This window comes from Streptomyces sp. NPDC006510 (genome assembly GCF_040611955.1).
GTDB lineage: Bacteria > Actinomycetota > Actinomycetes > Streptomycetales > Streptomycetaceae > Streptomyces.
Genome location: NZ_JBEXPH010000020.1, coordinates 1 through 19,401, shown reverse-complemented (window position 1 = coordinate 19,401; position 19,401 = coordinate 1). Strand labels below are relative to the sequence as shown.

General features: G+C 67.6%; 13 protein-coding genes and 2 pseudogenes. 4 read left to right on the top strand and 11 right to left on the bottom strand.

The annotated features are described in order from the left end of the window. The first annotated feature begins 30 nt into the window (after positions 1-30). Positions 31-747, top strand: a complete 717-nt coding sequence (locus tag ABZY11_RS09425) for a hypothetical protein (protein WP_356478569.1) — start codon at positions 31-33, stop codon at positions 745-747. 403 nt (positions 748-1,150) lie between these two features. Here the strand turns inward: ABZY11_RS09425 and ABZY11_RS09420 are convergent, their stop codons facing one another. Continuing rightward, the gene (locus ABZY11_RS09420; protein ID WP_356478568.1) at positions 1,151-1,477 is read right to left on the bottom strand and encodes an HAD-IA family hydrolase; all 327 of its coding nucleotides are present in this window, start codon (positions 1,475-1,477) and stop codon (positions 1,151-1,153) included. Positions 1,478-1,581: 104 nt separating this feature from the next. Further along, on the bottom strand, positions 1,582-2,217 hold the full coding sequence (locus tag ABZY11_RS09415; protein WP_356478567.1) for a CarD family transcriptional regulator: 636 nt from the start codon (positions 2,215-2,217) through the stop codon (positions 1,582-1,584). 501 nt (positions 2,218-2,718) lie between these two features. Here ABZY11_RS09415 and recA point away from each other — a divergent pair. Further along, positions 2,719-3,918, top strand: coding sequence for a recombinase RecA (gene recA / locus ABZY11_RS09410; protein ID WP_356478566.1), 1,200 nt, complete (start codon positions 2,719-2,721; stop codon positions 3,916-3,918). A 107-nt stretch (positions 3,919-4,025) separates the two neighbouring features. Here recA and ABZY11_RS09405 read toward each other — a convergent pair whose 3' ends face one another. The 3 genes and pseudogenes from ABZY11_RS09405 to ABZY11_RS09395 all read right to left on the bottom strand — a co-directional run. Beyond that, a complete protein-coding gene (locus ABZY11_RS09405) occupies positions 4,026-5,051 on the bottom strand; it encodes an RNA polymerase sigma factor (RefSeq protein ID WP_356478565.1) in 1,026 nt (341 codons plus the stop codon). After that, the gene (gene uvrA / locus ABZY11_RS09400) at positions 5,048-7,897 is read right to left on the bottom strand and encodes an excinuclease ABC subunit UvrA (protein WP_356478564.1); all 2,850 of its coding nucleotides are present in this window, start codon (positions 7,895-7,897) and stop codon (positions 5,048-5,050) included. Before uvrA ends, ABZY11_RS09405 begins: the two co-directional genes overlap by 4 nt. Before the next feature lie 510 nt (positions 7,898-8,407). Further along, positions 8,408-8,671 (bottom strand): annotated as a pseudogene (locus ABZY11_RS09395) (transposase); the annotation flags it as partial. A gap of 117 nt (positions 8,672-8,788) precedes the next feature. On the opposite strand from ABZY11_RS09395, the pseudogene ABZY11_RS09390 reads away from it, so the two are divergent. After that, positions 8,789-9,646: pseudogene (locus ABZY11_RS09390) on the top strand (MFS transporter); the annotation flags it as partial. A gap of 234 nt (positions 9,647-9,880) precedes the next feature. After that, a complete protein-coding gene (locus ABZY11_RS09385; RefSeq protein ID WP_356478563.1) occupies positions 9,881-10,327 on the top strand; it encodes a hypothetical protein in 447 nt (148 codons plus the stop codon). A 152-nt stretch (positions 10,328-10,479) separates the two neighbouring features. On the opposite strand, the gene ABZY11_RS09380 is transcribed toward ABZY11_RS09385, so the two are convergent. The 6 genes from ABZY11_RS09380 to ABZY11_RS09355 all read right to left on the bottom strand — a co-directional run. Beyond that, positions 10,480-11,406, bottom strand: a complete 927-nt coding sequence (locus ABZY11_RS09380) for a hypothetical protein (RefSeq protein ID WP_356478562.1) — start codon at positions 11,404-11,406, stop codon at positions 10,480-10,482. 533 nt (positions 11,407-11,939) lie between these two features. Next, a complete protein-coding gene (locus tag ABZY11_RS09375) occupies positions 11,940-12,734 on the bottom strand; it encodes a hypothetical protein (RefSeq protein ID WP_356478561.1) in 795 nt (264 codons plus the stop codon). Positions 12,735-12,948: 214 nt separating this feature from the next. Further along, positions 12,949-15,294 (bottom strand): leucine-rich repeat domain-containing protein, encoded by a 2,346-nt coding sequence (locus tag ABZY11_RS09370; RefSeq protein ID WP_356478560.1) that lies wholly within the window; start codon positions 15,292-15,294, stop codon positions 12,949-12,951. A 105-nt stretch (positions 15,295-15,399) separates the two neighbouring features. After that, complete coding sequence (locus tag ABZY11_RS09365) at positions 15,400-16,890, bottom strand: hypothetical protein (protein ID WP_356478559.1); 1,491 nt, start codon at positions 16,888-16,890, stop codon at positions 15,400-15,402. 221 nt (positions 16,891-17,111) lie between these two features. Continuing rightward, the gene (locus tag ABZY11_RS09360; RefSeq protein ID WP_356478558.1) at positions 17,112-18,815 is read right to left on the bottom strand and encodes an SMI1/KNR4 family protein; all 1,704 of its coding nucleotides are present in this window, start codon (positions 18,813-18,815) and stop codon (positions 17,112-17,114) included. Positions 18,816-19,011: 196 nt separating this feature from the next. Beyond that, the coding region (locus tag ABZY11_RS09355) for a helix-turn-helix transcriptional regulator (protein ID WP_356478557.1) at positions 19,012-19,401 on the bottom strand (390 nt) is incomplete at its 5' end.

Genomic DNA, 19,401 nt, shown 5'->3' with positions numbered 1-19,401 from the left:
AGCGCGGCCCGCACCACAGGAGGGGACACCATGGGCAAACAGCGCATCACCGTCTGCCTGCCGCCCGTCGGCCCCGACGGGCTGAAGCAGGCGATCGGGCAGGCCATGACCCCCTTCTGGTACGACCGTGAGGACCGCCCTCACCCGGACTGGGTGGGCGAGTGGAGCTACTGGTTCGTCTCCGGGGCGGGCTGTCTCTTCGACGTACTGCCCGGCCACGAGGACGACCCCCGGCTCGTGCGATACGACGACTGGACCGAACTCCCCGAGGTCCTGCCGCCGCCCCGCTGCCACGGCGGCCCCCGCGGCATCCTCGACCTCGACACGCCCCGCGCCACCGAGGCCCGCCGGGCGGCCAGCACCTGGACGGCGTACCGCGCCTTCGCTGACCGCTACCCGCCCGCGCTGCCTTTCCACCACTTCGCCGAGCGGGCCAGGATCCTGGAGCCGGAGCACGCCAGGGAGGCGGCTGTCGCCGCCTTCCGTGAACAGCCCCTGATCCAGGCAATGGAGGCCGACCCCGCCCTGGAGGAACGGTTCACCTCCGACCCCGCTCTCCACCTCGACGAGGACCTGGAAACCTACGTGACCCGCCATGTGGCCGCCGTGCTGCCCACCCCCGCCCTGCTCACCCTCGACGGGCGGTGGGTGGAGGACGGCGGCCCCGACTACGAGCGGATGTTCAACGCCTGCCTGGACGGCCTGCCCGGCGACACAATGGTCGTGCGGGTGCTCTACCACTCGTGACGCAGCGGTGAGGGGGTCGCCGGTGGGGGCTGCCTTGACGAAGAACCGGCGTCCGTCGGCAAGGGTCAGGGCGGCGGCCAGCTGGTGGCCGAAGCCGCCTGCCGGGGTGACGGCGTCCGTGACGGGGCGTCGAAGGCGGCTTCGAGGCGGGTCCGCAGCGGGCGGGGACGTCGATCCATCGCAGACGGCCGACGGGAGGAAGCACAGACATGGAGGCGACTCACAGGAGCAGTGGTGGGCAGGGCGCGGAGGTGAGCGCCGACCCGGACCGGTGAGGCGGTGCCTCAGTGGTCCAGACCGGCGCTTGGCGCCTGTCGCCGCATCACACGCATGCCTTGAGTCCCTAGGAAGTCAGGAAGGGCACCCGTTTTGGGTGCCCTTCCACCGTAGCGGGGCGGGAGGGTCAGTTCGCGGGGATTGGGGTCAGGTGGTGCAGGAGGGACGGGCCGATGCGGGTGGGATCGGGCAGGAGGTGACGGGCTCCGGCCGTATGGAGTGCGGCGGGCGGGTGCCAGCCCCAGACGGCGCCCAGCGCGAGGACGCCGGCGGCGCGGGCGGCGGTCATGTCGCCGGGACTGTCGCCGACGAATACCGCCTGTTCGGGCGGGACGTCGATCCGGGCCAGGGCGGCGTGCAGACCGTCGGGGGCTGGTTTCGCTGGTGCGTCCTGCCAGGTGGTCACCACGTCCAGCAGGTCCGTGAGGGCGGGTGGCAGGAACCAGGGCTTCACGAACCGCTCTCTGAGATGATCACTCCGGCCCGCACAGGCCGTGGCCGGCCGGCGGGGCGGCACGCCGAGGTTCCAAGCAGGAGGGGCTCCCCGACATCCCGGCGTCATGGGCGAGTGATCGCGTCTTCAGTGGTCTGCTGCTCACCGAGGATGGCCGAGTCGAGCAGCTTTTCTGCCTCCTCGTCGGTCAGTGAGAGCGCCAGTGCGAGTTCTGCGACGACCGGCTGGCGGGCGTGCTTGAGCATGTCCTTCTCCGCCGTGGCAAGCCCGCTCTCGTTCTGGCGTCGCACAAGGTCACGAATGACGCCGGCGGTGAGCAGAAGGTCGCCGATCCGGAGCGTCTCACGGTTGGCTTTGAACCGCCGCGACCAGGCATCCTCCTGCTCACCTGTGGGAGCCCTCAGGACATCGAGCAAGTCCTGTACCTGTGTCGCGGCGTACACGGATCGGAGACCCACTGCGCGGGCCTTCTCGACAGGAACGGCGATGCGCAGGTCGGTCCGGTGGACCTGGAGGTGGACGTAACGCCTGCTCTTGCCGTTGACCGTGCGTTCGAGAACGTCGGTGACAGTGGTCGGACCGTGTTGGGGGTGGATGAGTGTCTGTCCCTCGGAGAACTGCATGCCGTTCATAAACCTCGTTGTGCGTGCGGCGCCGCGCTCGGCCGTGCCGGAGCGTGATGCAGGGCGTATGGCCGTCCCACCGCTCAGTTCCGGCCGCGTTTGGTCGGTAGTGGGCAAGGGTGGGAGCGCAGAGATCGACGCGGTCACACGGATGAGCGCGCAAAGCCTCTGCGAACCAGCTTTTCCATTTTCCCACCACACCGCATGTGGACATCAGTGTAATTTCGATCACATTGTCGGCTGGCGCGCCAGAGTGAAGAAGTAACATCGGTAAGAGGTAGGAATGGGCGACGAGTTGCCGCCTCAGGACCGTCGGAAAAGGTCTTGAATTATCAGCCCGCGCATTAACGAGTATGCGTAGCCGGTTGCCTAACGCCCCGTTATCCGGCAGCCGAGCGGATTCGGGCCAATCTGCTCTGGCGAGATGCCTCAACGACCGTTGCGCTCCGGTCAGCTGTGAAGCTTTGCTGATAACATGCAAGCGACACGCATATCGATGAGATACGCCTCAGTGCGCGCACACGCGTTCACGATTTCTCTCTTCTTTCACTTCGGGACCCGCTGTCGTATCCTCCGGGCGACAGTCGTGCGGAGCGAAGAGTGAGGGGTGAGTTGCGCATGGCTGACAAGGGCAAGATGCTGGATCTGGTACTAGCGCAGATTGAGCGGCAGTTCGGCAAAGGCGCGGTGATGCGCATGGGCGACCGGTCGAAGGAGCCTATCGAGGTCATCCCGACCGGGTCGACCGCACTCGACGTCGCGCTCGGCGTCGGTGGTCTGCCGCGCGGTCGCGTGGTGGAGGTGTACGGGCCGGAGTCCTCCGGCAAGACGACGCTGACGCTGCACGCCGTGGCGAACGCTCAGAAGCTCGGCGGCTCGGTGGCGTTCATCGACGCGGAGCATGCTCTGGACCCGGAGTACGCGAAGAAGCTCGGCGTCGACATCGACAACCTCATTCTCTCGCAGCCGGACAACGGCGAGCAGGCGCTGGAGATCGTGGACATGCTGGTCCGCTCCGGCGCCCTCGACCTGATCGTCATCGACTCCGTGGCGGCGCTGGTGCCCCGTGCGGAGATCGAGGGGGAGATGGGCGACTCGCACATGGGTCTGCAGGCCCGCCTGATGAGCCAGGCCTTGCGGAAGATCACCAGCGCGCTCAACCAGTCCAAGACCACCGCGATCTTCATCAACCAGCTGCGCGAGAAGATCGGAGTGATGTTCGGCTCGCCGGAGACCACGACCGGTGGCCGGGCGCTCAAGTTCTACGCCTCGGTGCGCCTTGACATCCGCCGGATCGAGACGCTGAAGGACGGCACCGACGCCGTCGGTAACCGCACCCGCGTCAAGGTCGTCAAGAACAAGGTCGCGCCGCCGTTCAAACAGGCCGAGTTCGACATCCTCTACGGCCAGGGAATCAGCCGCGAGGGCGGACTGATCGACATGGGCGTGGAGCACGGCTTCGTCCGCAAGGCGGGTGCCTGGTACACCTACGAGGGTGACCAGCTCGGCCAGGGCAAGGAGAACTCCCGCAACTTCCTCAAGGACAACCCCGACCTCGCCAACGAGATCGAGAAGAAGATCAAGGAAAAACTCGGCATCGGTATTCGCTTCGAGGGGTCCGCAAAGCAGGTCAGCCAAGGCGCGGCGGACGCTGCGTACACCCGAAACGAGTCCTCGCCCTCCGCCGTGCCGATCAACGTTGCCCAGTCGGACCGCACCGACGCAGCAGCAGAAGGGCAACCGACCAGCGCGCAGAAGGCCGAAGGGCTCTCATCCGAAGCGGCCGCAAGCCGGAGGGCTCTCTCGTCGGGACTGTAGTCCTGAACGAGATGTGGGCAAGCCGGTACACCGGCTCCCTGCTGCGGTTTGGTGGGCGGCTTGGTTGTCGCAGATCAAGCGGGCCTGGAACATCAAGCGGCGTCGCGTCACGCGTCGCTGAGGTAGTCCCGCAGCTCATGGGAGCGTGAGGGGTGCCGGAGCTTGCTCATCGCTTTGCCCTCGATCTGGCGTATACGCTCGCGGGTCACGCCGTAGGTGTTGCCGATCTCCTCCAGGGTCCGCGGGCGACCGCCGAGGAGGCCGAACCGTAGAGAGATGATGCCGGCTTCACGAGGGCTGAGGCCGGCCAGGATGGCCTGGATGGCTTCTTGGAGAAGTCCGAAGGCGACCACTTCCCAGGGGGAGGGCAGGTCGCTGTCCATGATGAGATCACCGAACCCGGTATTGCCATCGTCGGACAGACTGACGTCCAGCGAGACGGGCTCCTTGGTGTAGGCGTCGAGTTCGATCAGTTTCTCCATCGGGACTTCCGCCTTGTCGGCCAGTTCCTGCGGGGTGGGCTCGGAACCGGTGTCGCGGAGGAACTCACGGCGGATCCGCGCCACGCGGTTGATGATTTCCACGGTATGCACTGGGATGCGGATGGTGCGGCTCTGATCGGCAAGGGCCCGGGAGACTCCCTGCTTGATCCACCAAGTGGCGTAGGTGGAGAACTTGAAGCCCTTGACGTAGTCGAACTTCTCGACGGCTCTGATGAGTCCGGTATTGCCTTCCTGAATGAGGTCAAGAAAGTGGAGTCCTCGTCCGGTGAAGCGCTTGGCGACGGCGACTACCAGGCGGAGGTTGGCCTCGGTGAAGTGCTGTTTGGCGCGGTGTCCGTCTTCAGCGAGGAGGCTGAGTTCGCGACGGTAGTGCGGGTCCAGGCCTGGCTCTTCGGCGAGAAGGTGCTCCGCGTACAGTCCGGCTTCGATGCGTTTGGCCAGCTCCACCTCCTGTTCGGCGGTGAGCAGTTTGACCTTGGCAATGAGCCGGAGGTAGTCCTTGACTTGGTCGACGGTGCCGCTGTCCGTGGGAAGACTGGGTGGAGGCGCCTCGCTCTCGTCGTCCTGGTCCAGCTGGAGGTCCTGCGGGTCCTGCGGGTCCTGCGGGTCCTGCAGATCCGTGGCGTTCATCGGTTCCCCACCAAGTGCTTGAGGAACTGCCCGGTGTGTGACCGATGGTGGGCCGCGATCTCCTCCGGGGTGCCCTCGGCGACGACCTCTCCGCCTCGGTGTCCGCCTTCTGGGCCCATGTCGACGATCCAGTCGGCCGTCTTGATCACGTCGAGGTTGTGCTCGATGACGACGACCGTATTGCCGCCGTCGACGAGGCGTTGCAGGGCAGTCAGCAGCCGGTCAACGTCGGCGACATGCAGGCCGGTGGTGGGTTCGTCCAGTACGTAGAGGGTTCGACCGCGGCTACGGCGTTGGAGTTCGGCGGCGAGTTTGACACGCTGCGCCTCGCCTCCGGACAGGGTGGTGGCCGCTTGGCCGAGCTTGAGGTAGCCGAGCCCGACGTCGTCCAGGGCCCGTAGGTGGCGGGAGATGATCTGGTGGCCGTCGAAGAACTCCAGGCTTTCTGTCACGGTCATGGCGAGGACGTCGGCGATGGATTTGCCCTTGTAGTGGACATCCAGGGTCTCGCGGTTGTATTGGGCGCCTCTGCACACCTCGCACGGCACGTACACGTCCGGTAGGAAGTTCATCTCGATCCTGACGGTGCCATCGCCGTAGCAGTGCTCGCAGCGGCCGCCCTTGACGTTGAAGGAGAACCGGCCGGGCTGGTAGCCACGGACTTTTGCCTCCGGGGTCTGAGCGAACAACTTGCGCAGGTGGTCAAAGACGCCCGTGTAAGTTGCCGGGTTGGACCGAGGGCTGCGGCCGATCGGGGTCTGGTCGACCTGGACCACCTTGTCGAGGTGCTCGACGCCGGCGATAGTACGGTGCCGGCCGGGCACCTTGTACGCACGGTGGATCTGCTGGGCGAGGGCGGTGTGCAGGATGTCGTTGACCAGGGTCGACTTGCCGGAGCCGGAGACGCCGGTGACCACGGTGAACAGACTGAGCGGGAAGGACACGGTGATATCACGTAGGTTGTGCTCGCAGGCCCCGTGCACGGTGAGGGCCCGGCCTGCCGTCGGCTTTCGGCGCCGTGCGGGCAGGGGAATGGTTCGGCGTCCGGAGAGATAGGCGCCGGTGACGGACTCGGGGTGCTCGGCGACCTCTTGCACGGTGCCTGAGCAGACGACGCGGCCGCCGTGTGTACCGGCGCCGGGGCCGATGTCGACCACCCAGTCGGCGACCTGCAGGGTCTCCTCGTCGTGTTCGACGACGATCACGGTGTTGCCACGGTCGCGTAGCCGCTTGAGTGTCTCGATGAGCCGCTGATTGTCGCGCTGGTGCAGCCCGATGGAGGGCTCGTCCAGCACGTACAGCACGCCGGTCAGTCCGGCGCCGATCTGCGTTGCCAGCCGGATCCGCTGGGCCTCCCCGCCGGAGAGGGAGGCGGCAGGCCGGTTGAGCGAGAGATAGTCCAAGCCCACGTCGAGCAGGAATCGCAACCGCTCACCAATCTCCGCGAGGACGGCTTCCGCGATCCGCCGCTCACTGCCTGTCAGCTGCAACGTCGCCACAAAGCGGGCGAGTTCACCGAGCGGCAGCTCGGCTGCCTGAGCGATGCTGTGCCCTCCAACGGTGACCGACAGGACGGCTGGGGCCAGGCGGGCGCCTCCGCAGGCCGCACAGGGCACTGCACGCATGTATCCACCGAAGCGATTCGACGCGCCACCAGACTCGATGCCTTCGGCGAAGCGGCGCACGATGTGCGGGATCACGCCCTCAAAGCGGGCCAGGTACGAACGCTCGCGGCCCAGCCGGTTCCGGAATGAGAGGTGCAGCCGACGGTCCGCCCCGTGCAGCACCATCTCCTGCATCTCGGAGGAGAGCTGGTGCCAGGGAGTGGCGGTGCTGAATCCGGCGTCGGAGGCCAGAGCTTCGAGAAGACGGGTGAAGTAGTCGGCGCCGCTGGTGTTGGTCCATGGGGCGATGGCGCCCTCGGCTAGCGACTTGGTCTCGTCGGGTACGACGAGATCGGGGTCGACTTCCATGGCCGAACCGATGCCCGTGCAGGCAGGGCAGGCGCCCCAAGGGGCGTTGAAGGAGAACAACCTCGGCTCCAGCGACTCCAAGCCGATGTCGTGGGAGCGTGGGCAGGCCATCGCCTCGGAGAAGACCAGCTCGCGCCCGGCCCAGCCAGGCTCCCGGTCTATGAACTCGACCCGCAGGACACCGCCACCGACTCCCAGTGCAGTTTCCACTGACTCCGTCAGCCGCTGCCGGATATCCCGCTTGACGGCCAGCCTGTCCACGATTACGTCGATGGAGTGCTTCTTGCGCTTATCGAGCGCGGGCGGGGTGGCCAGTGCGAGGACCGTCCCGTCCACCCGCACCCGGCTGAATCCGTCAGCGGACAGCTGACGGAAAACCTCGGCATGCTCGCCCTTTCGGTCACGGACGACCGGGGCCAGCACCTGGAAACGGGTCCCTTCGTCCTCGTCCAGCAACAGGTCGACGATGCGCTGCGGGGTCTGCCGGCTGACTGGTTCGCCGCACTCGGGGCAATGGGGGCGGCCGATGCGGGCGTACAGCAACCGCAGGTGGTCGTAGACCTCGGTGATGGTGCCGACCGTGGAGCGCGGGTTGCGACTCGACGTCTTCTGATCGATGGCGATCGCCGGGGACAGCCCCTCGACGGCATCGACGTCGGGCTTCTCGAGCTGCCCGAGAAACTGTCGCGCATATGCCGAGAGGGATTCGACATAGCGCCGCTGACCTTCGGCGAATATGGTATCGAACGCCAGACTTGACTTTCCGGATCCGGACACACCCGTAAAAACGATCAGCGCGTCCCGCGGCAGTTCCACGGACACGTCACGGAGATTATGCTGCCGCGCGCCCTTGACGACAAGCCGATTTCTCACTTTGTCAACCTCAGGTGTTGAGAGTTAGCCAGATTCCACCGTAACACCACAACATTGCTGGCCAGGGCGGTTGCTCAGCAGTTTTCAGCTGTGGGGGATATCGCGCTTGACAGTGAGTCCAGCGGTGTGGGCAAAGAATTATGCAGCCAGCCGGAAGGCAGTGGGAATGGCCTAGTATTCGCTGTTGACTTCTGGTCGACCCTGTGTGCAACAACAAGGCATCAGGCGATGATGTCGGCGGCCATGGATGATTAGATGGTGTGGGGAAATCCTTCTCGCGGTCGTGATTCGACGGGGTGATTCGCGACAGCTGAGCTACGACGCCCGCGCGCGAATCACGGAATGAGCCTGTGCCGCCGTATTGCCTGGGGAGGTGAACAGGTCAGCCAAGGTCCCAGGAAGGGCCCGGATCCCCAGCAGGGCGATCCTGGTCGTCTCAACGAGCTCTTCCGTGACCGCGCCCCCCTGCAACGACGTCTCAAGGAGTGCTCACTGGCCCTTCGTTGCGGCGGAGTCTTCCCGTGCCTGAACCTGCTCCAGCAGGGTGGCCCAGGTTCCGTCAGCCTCCCAACGAGCGAATCGTTCATACGCCGTCTGCCATGGCCCATACCGTTCTGGCAGGTCAGGCCACGGAGCACCCGTCCGCGGACGCCACAGCACACCGTTGATCACCTGCCGGTGGTCCCGCCACGGACGACCCCGTCCGTCAGCACCTGGCAGCAAGGGCTCCATCCGCTCCCACGCGACATCCGTCAGCTCACCCCGCCCCACCAATAGGTCAGTCATCGGACAGGCCCTCCCGGCCACCGGTTGCCAATACCCCGGCAGACCCCGCCCGGTGGTCGCCGACGTACAGGGGTGCGTGCCAGGACGGACGCTGCCGACCGCCCGCCGACACCAGAGACCTTGATCGCGGCAAGGGCATTCCTGGCCGTCGGCGCGGCGGTGATGATGCCCGCAACGCTCGCATTGATCCGCACCACGTTCGAGGACGAGCGCGAGCGTAACGTGGCCATCGCCATCTGGGGCACCCTGGCACTCGTGGGCAGCGCACTGGGCCCGATCATCAGCGGGCTCCTGCTGAAAAGCTTCTGGTGGGGGTCAGTCTTCCTGATCAACGTCCCCGTCGTCACCGTGGCACTGGCCGCAACGTTGGTCCTCGCGCCGCCCAACGACGCAGGCTCCACCAAACGATGGGACCTGCCCTCCTCGCTTCTCGCACTCGTCGCCCTGGTCGGCCTCGTGATCGCGATCAAGGAAACCGCAAAGACGGAACCCGCGCCCCTGTTCATCGTTGCCGCAGTCCTCGCCGCCGCCGTCGGTGGGTGGGCGTTCGCTCGAAGGCAGCGCCGCCTGCCCTACCCCTTGCTGGACTTCGCGATCTTCCGCAACCGGGCCTTCCTCGCCGGAGTCCTGGCCGCCGGGCCCTCCATGTTCGCCATCGCCTGCATCCAACTGATCACCACGCAGCGCTTCCAGCTCGTGGAGGGCTTCACCCCGCTGCGCGCCGGGCTCTTGGTCGCCGCCGTCGCTGTGGGGGCACTCCCGCCAGCCATGGCTGGCGGCGCCAGGTTCGGCAGCCTCATCGTGGTCGCGCTGCTCGGCAGCCTGCTGACCGCCGTCTACACAGCGACCATCGACCTGCCCTCCGGAGTCCCGCACTCCGCACGCGACAGCCTCGACAGCGCACTTGCCCTGGCCGGGGACGACAACCGGTCGCTGATCACGGCCGCATCCAGCGCATTCGACAGCGACTACTCCACCGTGAGAAGCCGTATCTCAACCGGTCTTGGAACGTGCGGGTCGAACAGGGTTCCCGCGCGGGTGATCTACGGCCGGTCGGCGCATGAGGGCAGGGCCTCTCGGTAGCTCGGGGATGCGAATCTGACCGAGCAAGACCGGGAGGCCCTGGTGTCGTTGTTGTACGTGCCCGAGCACGTTCAGTTCAACTCGGCTGCTCCATCGTGTGATTGCCTCGCGCATGTGTACGGCAACGCGGCCGACCATCCGGACCGGGAACGCCGGTATCCCTCGGACGTGTCGGACGCGGACCCGCTGTACCAGCAGGCGCGTACCGAGTGCGGCGGGTACGACACCTGCGTCACCGACCGGGTCGCCAAGCTCCGGGACCAGAAGAAGACAACCTCCGCCACGACCACGACGCGTACCGAGCAGCACAAGCAGTCCCAGAAGAAGACGCAGACCCCGGACTACCGGGGCAAGGGCGGCGTCAAGGCCTCGGCTGCCCGAGCCTGCGGACCGACGCCGAGCCTGGACATCCAGGCCCGGGTCCCGGGTTCGCTGTCGGTGACCAAGCGATGTCCGCCACTGCCGCGTTCTCCGCCTTCCCGCGCCGGCCATACCGCCGGAGGGCGTAGGACCCTCACCCCGACACAGCAGCCGCCTGACCGAACCACTCAACCCAGCTGAATAGCTAGGTCGAGATCGTCATGTGGCGCGCGCAATGCGTAGTCGCGTAGGACGGCGAGGAAGCCGGCTTCTTCGCCGTGTAGGTCAAGGACGATGGGAAGGGTGTTCGTCAGTCGCCGATCCTGATGCATGGGCAGGCCGGGAAAGCCACGTCAGTCAATTCGCAGCCTCCGCTTCCAGTTCGAACCATCGAACTCCATTACATCCTTGGGCCCGATGGACCACATGATCCCGTCGGCCGCGCTCAGGTGGTAACAGGTCTGCGGAACGTCGTCTCCGAAATCGACGGGCTTGAGCTTGCCGTCCTCGAGTCGATAGACGAAATGGGTGGAAGACACGTACAGCTGTCCATCGAAAACCTCCATGCCCCAGAGGTCTTCTTTGGTGCTTTCATGCTCGATCACTTCCCATTGATCATCGCGTCCCCGAAGCAAGGTGCCGAGCTGGCCGCAGGCATAGGCAAAACCGTCCGACGCGCAGCGAACTTTGTAGAGCGCCAGGTTGGTCGGACTGTTCTGCTGGGTGAAGAAGGAACCGTCATACTTCCAGATTTCACCTTCCCAACCGACCGTGTATATCTCCTGTTCGCTGAACCCATCGATGGACTCGAAGCTCGTTTCAGTGATCGGGATGTCGCTGGCTTGGGCGCTCTGGTCAATGCATTTCCACTGATCTTCGCCATCGCGAACATAGGCCTGCCGGCAGGTTCCTACGGCATAGGCTCTACCTTTCGCGATACCACGTACTTCACGAAGAGGGCCGCGCTTCCTCGGATCCACTCCGCAGCTTGCGATGGGTGCCTCTTCCTTTACAGCGCCGCCACCACTAGCTCGTACCGATCCATCGGTGCCCAGCACCAGGTAACGTTCGGTCGGCGCATGGCAGACCGTTCCGGAACAGGCAGGCCATTCCACTGTGCCGGCGCCCCAAGTTCCACGATCCAGAGAGAAAAGTAGCGAATCGGTGTAACCTTCGCTGACAGCGGCATCGTTCGTGGTAATCAAATAGCTGAGGTCTGAATAGCGAACGACTCCAGTGCCAATGCTGAGTCCGCTGAACCGTGGATCTCGGGTGTCCATGTTGGTCTCCTGATGTGAGTAAATTAACGGCCAGACTTGCTAAGGGCTGTCCCGTAAATGCCCTTCGCCGGCTGTGTCGACGAAACCTTGGATTCGTCACGAGGCAGTTTGAGCGGGGGCAGGCGGCAGAGGCTCTGCCTTGCGGCTCCTGCGGCTTGACGTCGAGCTCGCGCAGATTGTTCAGCAATCCCTGCGATCCAGCTATGGTGCGATTCAGCGGTGCCGCACTTCGGTCATCCGGCGCCCCGGCGCCCCGGCGCCCCGGCAGCCTGGCGACGCGACAGCGCAGTACAGAGCTGCCGGGAGTTCCGGCCTTCATCTCATCGGTGTCTTCGACGTTGGCGGCGGCCACTGACAATCGGCCCCCCGGCCGACGCCCGGCCGCCCCCGGTCATGCACGGTCCAACCATTCCTCCAGCGCGTCCGGGTGTCGGGGAGCCCGTACTCCGAGGACAGGCGCATGCCCACCTGCCCCGACGCCCAGATCCGGTCACCGGTCAGCAGCGCCCGCAGCATCGCGTGCTGCCAGGGCGTCAGCGCGTCAGCGCGTCCGCGCTGCCGGGTTCGGCGTCGCCGAGCGCGAGGACGACCAGGTCTGCGGCCTCTGCCCATGGCACCCGGTCCTGGTTCTCGATACCGGCGATGGCCCGTCCGGCCGCGTCCAGTGCGGCGTCCTGGGAGGCGGTGGGCAGCTGGTGGAGCGTCGGGACGATCAGCCGTTCCGGGGAGTTGAAGCAGAAGCCGGTCCTGGGCTCCATCTCGTACTCCTCCGGATCGACACTGATCGCGCCCAGCTCCGCGACCAGTACGTCAATGGCTGCGGCCGGGACATCGGGGGTGGCGATCCTGCTCAGCGCCACCGCCGCCGCCCAGCGGTCGGGGTCGTCCACGTCGTCGAGCATCCGTTCCAGAAAGGCAGTGCCGGACCGGTCCCCGCAGACGCCCGCCAGCAGCCCGATGGCGATGAGCACCGTCGTGCGGTCGCTTCTGGGCAGCGGGCTCCGGACGCTCAGCCGGCGCAGCGCGGGCAGAATGTCCGCCGCCCTGCCGGGGAACCAGGCCAGGAGATGGGCCGCCTCGCCCGCGATCCCCGGGTCCTGGTGGTCCAGCAGCGGCACGATGACCGGCACGCCCGCTGCCACGGCCGCATGGGTGGCGGCCTCGAGTTCCCTGTCCTGTTGTGGCCAGTCCGCGAATCCGGCCTCGTCGTAGCCGTCCGGCAGCAACTCGGCCTCATCCTCGCCGACGAGCAGGTGACGCAGGGAGACGAGGACGCGGGCCGGGTGAGGTGTGGTCTCCTCGGCGAGCATGTGCAACAGGAACGGCACCGCGTGGCCTCGTAGACGCTTCCCTGGTGGTAGAGGTTGGACCACATACGGTCCCATACCTGTGTCCGGCGTTCCCCGTCGTCGCGGACCAGAGCGCGCAGCTGCTCCGGGACGTCGGTCGCCGGGCCGTAGGCGTGGCGGAGTTCGGCCCAGGGCACCTGGTCGAGTTCGTCGAGTGGGCGGGTGCCGGGCGACGGTACGGCGCGGTCGGGTCTCACCGGACGCTCCCCGGGGCCTCGCGTGCGGCGGTGCGCTGGGCCTGCCGCCAGGACTGGAACTCGGGCAGGGCCGCGATGTCGGTGAAGTCGCCGAAGGACGGGTCGCGGGTGAGGACCTGGTCGGCGATCCGGTAGGCGTCGTCGGTGCGGCCGAGGGCGAGCAGGACGCGGACCTGGGTGTCGCGGACGAAGTCGTATTCCCGGTCGTCGGCCACCGACAGCGCCTGTTCGACGGCGGCGAGCGCGCGCTCGGGTTCGCCGCTGTGCAGCAGATGCCAGGCCAGGGCGTTGCCGGTGCGGCGTTTGACTTCTTCCTGGAAGGCGCCCTCGTTGGTGAAGTGCCAGATCGTGCCGGGTATCAGGGAGAGTGTCTGCTCGGCGTACCGGATGAGTGTGGCGGTCAACCGGGGCTGGTCGGCGTCCGGTGCGTTGTCGGCGAGGTGGCCGAGGGCGTCGACCAGGCCGTAGTGGGCGTAGAGCTGGTCGTAGTCGGAGTAGCGCGTGCCGGGGGCGCAGAGCGCGACGGCTTCCTCGAAGGCGGTGACGGCCGCCGCGTGGTGCTGGGCGGCCTGCTTCTCGGCGCCGGTCCTGACCAGGGCGTGCACGGCCTGCCAGTTCGGGTCGTGGACGACCTCCTTGGTGCCGGTGTCCCGCAGGTCGAGCCGGGTCCGCGGAAACGCCGTGCGCAGACGCTCCAGCGTGGGCCGGTCGAGCCTGGTGTACCGCAGGCCCGCGAACTCGAGCCGGCGCAGTCCGAAGAACGACTCGGGAAGGGTGGTGAGTTCGTTGAACGACAGGTCGATGCGCCGCAGGTTCGACAGGTGGGTGAACGCGTCGTCGGGCAGCGCGCGGAAGGCGGTGCGCGCCTTCCGGCCGTCGAACGTTTCCTTGCCCCAGCGGTCGATCTCCAGGTGTTCGAGGGTGGTGATGTCCCAGATGCCGGAGAGCAGGTCGCGGCTGGGCGGGGGCTGGTTGGAGCCCGGGGCGCTGCCGCTCAGGCGCAGGACGCGCAGCCGGGGCAGCCGGGCCAGGTCGGGCAGCCGCGCCAGCCGGGCGGACAGGGAGTTGCGCAGGTTGAGTTCCTCCAGTTCGGTCAGGTTCAGCAGCTCGTCGGGGACGGAGGCCAGCCAGACGTACGACAGGTCGAGCGTCCTCAGTCCGGTCAGGCGGGTGACGATCGGGGGGAAGTCGACCAGGGTGTCGCAGTAGTAGCGGCCCTGGTGCTGGCGGGACAGGTCCAGCTCGCGCAGCGTGTGCAGCCGGGCGAGCGCGTCGGGGAGCGGGCACGTCAGATGCGCGGCGCGCAGCACCTCCAGACGGTCCAGGTCACCAAGGGACTCTGGCAGGGCTGTGAAGGCGTTGTCCGAGATGTCCAGCAGCCGCAGGTTCCGCAGCCGGCCGACGGACTCGGGCAGCCCGGTCAGCTGTGTCCCGGCCAGGTGGAGTTCTTCGAGGGCGGCCAGCTCGCCGATGCGCGGGTCGATTGTCTTGAGCTCGGCGTTGCCCGCCAGGGAGAGGACCCGCAGGTTGGGGAAGGAGAGGAGCTGCTCGGGGAAGTGCCTCAGCTTGCGTTCGGACAGGTCGAGTCCGGTCACCTCCTCCGCACGCACCAGCAGGGCGTCCAGCTCCTCCAAGGCGGCCAGATGGCTCGGCCGGACCCCGGCGCGCAGCACCTGCCGTCCCTCGCTCAGCGCCTCCTTGATCTTCCGCGCGTCGGCCGTGCCGTGGTCGTCGAGGAGTTCGGGCAGCAGGACGGTGTCCAGTTCCTCGTCGGTGAAGTCCACCGGGCAGTTGGTGCGGTAGGGATCGGCGACGAGCAGTGCCTGCGGCTGCTCGGCGAAGGTCATGCCGAAGTACAGCATGCCGATGGCGAGTTGGGCGCGTGTGCGTCCGCACACCACGAGCACACCGCCGTCTTCCCCGTATGAGCCGCAGATGCCGCCGGTCACTTCCAGGTCCCCGCGCACCACCACGTTGGGGCAGCCGGACAGGATCACATTGCGGGCCCGCAGACTGCCCGTCACCATGAGGAAGTTGCCGCCGCTGTCGTCCCACCAGTCCAGGTCACCGTCGACGGTGAGGTCACCGTCCACGATGGTGTTGTACGGCACCCAGTCGCTGTCGCCCTCCGGCTCCAGGTGGCCCGCGACATGCAGGCCGCCCTCGTACAAGCGGATCTCCTGCTCGTCGGCGAACTCGGCGTACGGGTAGCCGACATCGGCGGAGACCCGGAACCGCTCCTCCGCCTCCTGGGCGCCGATGAGGCGGTACCCCACTGGTGAGTGCACCGCCGCGAGGACCGGGGATGCTGCAGGGCCGCTCTGGGATTCGTCATCGGCCATCTGTGGTTGCTCCGTGGGGTGAAGTGCCCGGTAAGGCGGATTCGGTGGGGGAAGCGCGAGGCGCGGTCGGCTGGGGCAAGCCGCCAGGCCGACGGGTACTTGCGCTCAGTGGGCCTCGGCTTGCGCGTCCGTGCGGAAGACCGGCAGACCCTCGCGGAGCCGGGCGAACAGCAGACCCCGGTCCATCATTTCCTTGCCCTCGTCCTCGTCCTCGTCAACGGCGAAGACCTCGTCCACCAGCAGCTCGCGCAACTGCTCCTGGACGCCATCGCCGTACCCCTGCTGGAAGTCGTCCAGGTCGAAGTGGAGATCCGCTTCCACCGAGGCGATCGTCGCGTGCTCGTCCTCGATGACCAGGCGGGCGCGGATGGTGCCCGCCTGGAGCGTGTTGTCGTTGTAGTAGCCGTAGACGACGTCGGCCTCGATGTCTCCGTCGACGGACATCTCGCCGTCGGTGTACACCCCTCGGGCCGTCACCCCGCCGCGGATGGCCACCACCGAATCCGGGCCGCAGTCCGCCAGCACGCCTTCGACCGTCAGCGAGCCGGTGACCACGAAGGGAGCCACCACATCCAGGTCGCCCTTCACCACCAGGTCGCCGTGATGAAAGAACGGCGTGTCCACCGACTGGTCGCCGACCAGGGTGCGCGTCGCGCCCGTCCCGCCGAGCACCCTGGCGCACAACTCGGGAAAATGCGGCAGATGGTCGGGATGGCAGCCGTAGCCCAGTCCGGCCACGAAGTCCTGGTAGCTGTCGAAGTCCGGCTCCACCCGCCTGGTGAGCCAGCCGCTGTCGTCCGGGATCCCGGCGGCCTCACACACCTCGGCCAGCTCGGCCCGCATCACCCCGGCCACTTGCCGCAGCGCCTCCATGTCGATGGGCAGCGGCCCGCCCTCCACCACGGGATACCGCACATGCGCCGGGGCACCCGCAGCCTCCAACAGAGCCACGATCTCCGACCGTGCCTGCCGCTGCTCCATGCTGTACTCCGGCAGACGCAACGCGATCCCCAGCGGAGTCCGGCCGAGGCCGTCCACCGCGGCGTTGTCGGCGCCGCGCTCCAGCAGCAGCTTCACCAGCCCCGGTCGCGCCGAACGGACGGTCGCATGCAGCGGAGTGTCTCCGCGATCGGTGACCGCGTCCGTCGGTGCGCCGTGGTCGAGCAGGAAGGCGTAGACCGGTACGGCTGCGCAGCTCTCGTGTGCGAGGGACCCGCCGACGGTGAAACGGCTCGGGCCGTCCAGCCGGGCGCCGTGCTCGACGAGCAGCGCCAGCACCTCCACGGAACGCTCCGCCCAGGCCGCCGGATCGGAGTCGCTCAAGGCCACGGCCCACACGGCGGGGGTGACACCGCGGTTGTCGACGGCGTGCACATCCGCGCCGCACTCCAGCAGCGCCCGTATCACCTCAAGGGAAGGCAGCGGGTCGTCGGCGCTGTACGGGGCCTTCACCGCCCGGTGCAGCGCGGTGGCGCCCTGCTCGTCGTGCGCCGAGACATCCGCCCCGTCCGCGATCAGGGAACGGACCAGGTTGGCCTGCTCCGGGGCGTCGCCGCCATGGGCAGGGGTGACAGCAGCAAGAAGGGATTCACTCATCGATTCACTCACAGTGGGGACCATAGGACGTGCCTCTGACAGTGGGCCGGGCCTGCCTGCCGACGACCGGCCCTTCCGTAGCCGATTGGGTAGTTCTACTGATGCCCTCGCCGGGCGTAGTAAGGGACTCCCCACGTATTCGGCCCCATGGGCCGAGGTCGGGACGGACCCGGGGCCGGTCCGGGAAGGACGATCGGTCGGCACAGGGCGCCGCGTCCCGGTCATATCCCGTTGGGGAACGGCTCCTCCTGCCGGGCGCTGTCGATCATCCTGCGCAGGAACTCCACGAAGGGCACGCCGTCGTCCATCCGGTCCGGCTCCTCGTCGTGGTACCAGACGTGGACACGGTCGTCGCCCTCGTGCTGGAGCGAGAGCAGAGCGAAGTTCGCGTACCCGTCATGGCCCATGACCGGCATCATCCTCGTCATATCCGCGACGCCCTCGTTCTCCTCGTGCCAGCCGTCGTGCAGCCAGCGGGTGTAGACCGTGTGCGCCCCCGGAATGTCCGCGGGATGGATGAAGTTCTGCGTTGTCGGCTCCAGGGCGGCACCGGGCATCGCTTCCATCGGCTGGAGCAGTGTTCCGGTGCCGATCACGCGCAGAAAGGCCCGGTAGTCGGCCGGAAGCGGCCCGAACCGCGCTTCGAGGACGGCGATGTCGTCCTCGCCGACCGGGCTGAGGTCGCCGGTCGGATCCAGCCAGCCCTCCTCGTCCAGCTCCTCCTCTTCCCATCCGTCGTCGAGCAGCTTGGGCACCCAGTGCTCGCGATACCAGGTGCGGTACTCCTCGAAGAGTCCGGTCAGTGCGGCGGCGGTCGCGTCCTCGGCCGGTATGCGGGGCTCCGACGCCCCGGACGGCGAGGGCTCCAGGTGGGGTGCCTGCCGGAAGTAGTCCTCGATCAGCGGGGCGAGCCTGCGGTTGCCCCGCCAGGCCGCCAGCCGCTCCGCCGCGTCCCGGGTGCGGATCATGGCGAGATGGCGGGCGAACACCAGCCGCTCGTTGTTGCCGCGGGCATGGCGCATCGCCGCGTCCAGGACGGGAGCGGCGCCCGCCCCTTCCCGCGCCAGCAGGGTCAGCAGGGTCGCCTCGTCCAGACAGCCCGGCTGCCGCTCGACGAGCCGCTCGCCCCAGTCGACACCGGCGGTGGTGACCAGCATCCGCACCACCTTGTCACCGCCACCTCCCTGGGCGAGGCAGTCCTCCGCCGCCCGGTCGGCCCACTCCCGCTCGTCGGGGAACACGAAGGACAGCGCCGCCTTCACCGGCACCGGCGCCGCTTCGAACGCGGCCTCCGCGACCGCGCGCGCCGCACGGTGGTCCGCCTCGTCGGCCACCGCGAGCACGCCCCGCAGCAACTGCCAGCTCGATTCGCACTCGGCCACCTGGAACGAGGCATGTGCGGTGGTCTCGACGAGCCAGGTCCCGCTCCACTCCAACCGCGGGTCGTAGTGGATTTTGTGCTGGTTGTGGGCCAGTTCATGCAGCCGCAGCATCGCGCGCAGAGTCCATACGACACCCTCGGCCGCCAGCCAGAAGGGCACCGCGTCCCACGTCGCCTGCAACTGCAGCTCCACCATGGCCACTTCCACGTCCAGGTCGAGCACATCCGAACGCTCACCGCTGCGGTACAGCGCCGCCGCCCTCTGCCCGAGTGCGGCCATCGAAGGCGCCGCGTGCCGCGCCCCCTTCTCCACCTGGTGGACCGCGTACTCCCAGCCTTTGTCCGTGGCGTGACGGCTCTTGTCACGCGCCTCGGCGAAGCAGCCCGCGGCGTCGAACGGCGGCACCGCCGCCAGCCAGCACGGCCCCCGGTCGAGCCCCTCGGTCAGATGGTCCGGATTGACCCGCGTCCGCGTGGAATACACCTTGCCGCGCTGCTCCTCGGTCCACACCACGTCACCGGCCACATGTTCCTCCCACAGCAATCCGCAGCAATCGAACTGGTTTCCCGCACCCGCACCGACAGTCTGGTCCGATGGCACTCCGACGTCCCGTCGCCCGTCCCCTGTCGAGCGAGGTTCAGTGAAACTACGCAACTCGACCCGCACTCCACGGCACGGAGGCCCTCCGGGACGCTCGGCCGAGGAGCGTCCCGGTCCGCGTCCGGCCGACGGCACTTGGTCACGAGGGCGGCGGCGTGCCCGGTGCCGTAACCGTGTGGCGGGCCACCAGGGTGGCGAGGGCCGCGCGGGACGGGACGCCCGTCTTGCGGTAGACGCGGGCGATGTGGCTCTCGACCGTGCGCGGACTGAGGCAGAGCCGGGAGGCCACGGCCTGGTTGGTGAGACCCTCTGCGACCAGTTCCGCTATCTCCCGTTCCCGCGAGGTCAGTTGGGCCAGCCCGGCGGCCGGTCCGGACGGCTCCGCCGACCCGTCCGTGTCACCCAGCACCTCCGGGCGCTGCTGGTCGGCCAGGGCGACCAGCAGCGTGGCCCCGCCCTCGGCGGCCTGCCGACGGGCACGGCGCCACATGGCGGCCGCGCCGGCGCCGTCACCGGCGGCCCTGGTGAA

Excerpts from the sequence above, each read along its gene's own strand:
- ABZY11_RS09365 (WP_356478559.1), bottom strand. The coding sequence starts at position 16,890 with ATGAGTGAATCCCTTCTTGCTGCTGTCACCCCTGCCCATGGCGGCGAC.
- ABZY11_RS09380 (WP_356478562.1), bottom strand. The coding sequence starts at position 11,406 with ATGGACACCCGAGATCCACGGTTCAGCGGACTCAGCATTGGCACTGGA.
- ABZY11_RS09425 (WP_356478569.1), top strand. The coding sequence starts at position 31 with ATGGGCAAACAGCGCATCACCGTCTGCCTGCCGCCCGTCGGCCCCGAC.
- ABZY11_RS09370 (WP_356478560.1), bottom strand. The coding sequence starts at position 15,294 with ATGGCCGATGACGAATCCCAGAGCGGCCCTGCAGCATCCCCGGTCCTC.
- recA (WP_356478566.1), top strand. The coding sequence starts at position 2,719 with ATGGCTGACAAGGGCAAGATGCTGGATCTGGTACTAGCGCAGATTGAG.
- ABZY11_RS09405 (WP_356478565.1), bottom strand. The coding sequence starts at position 5,051 with ATGAACGCCACGGATCTGCAGGACCCGCAGGACCCGCAGGACCCGCAG.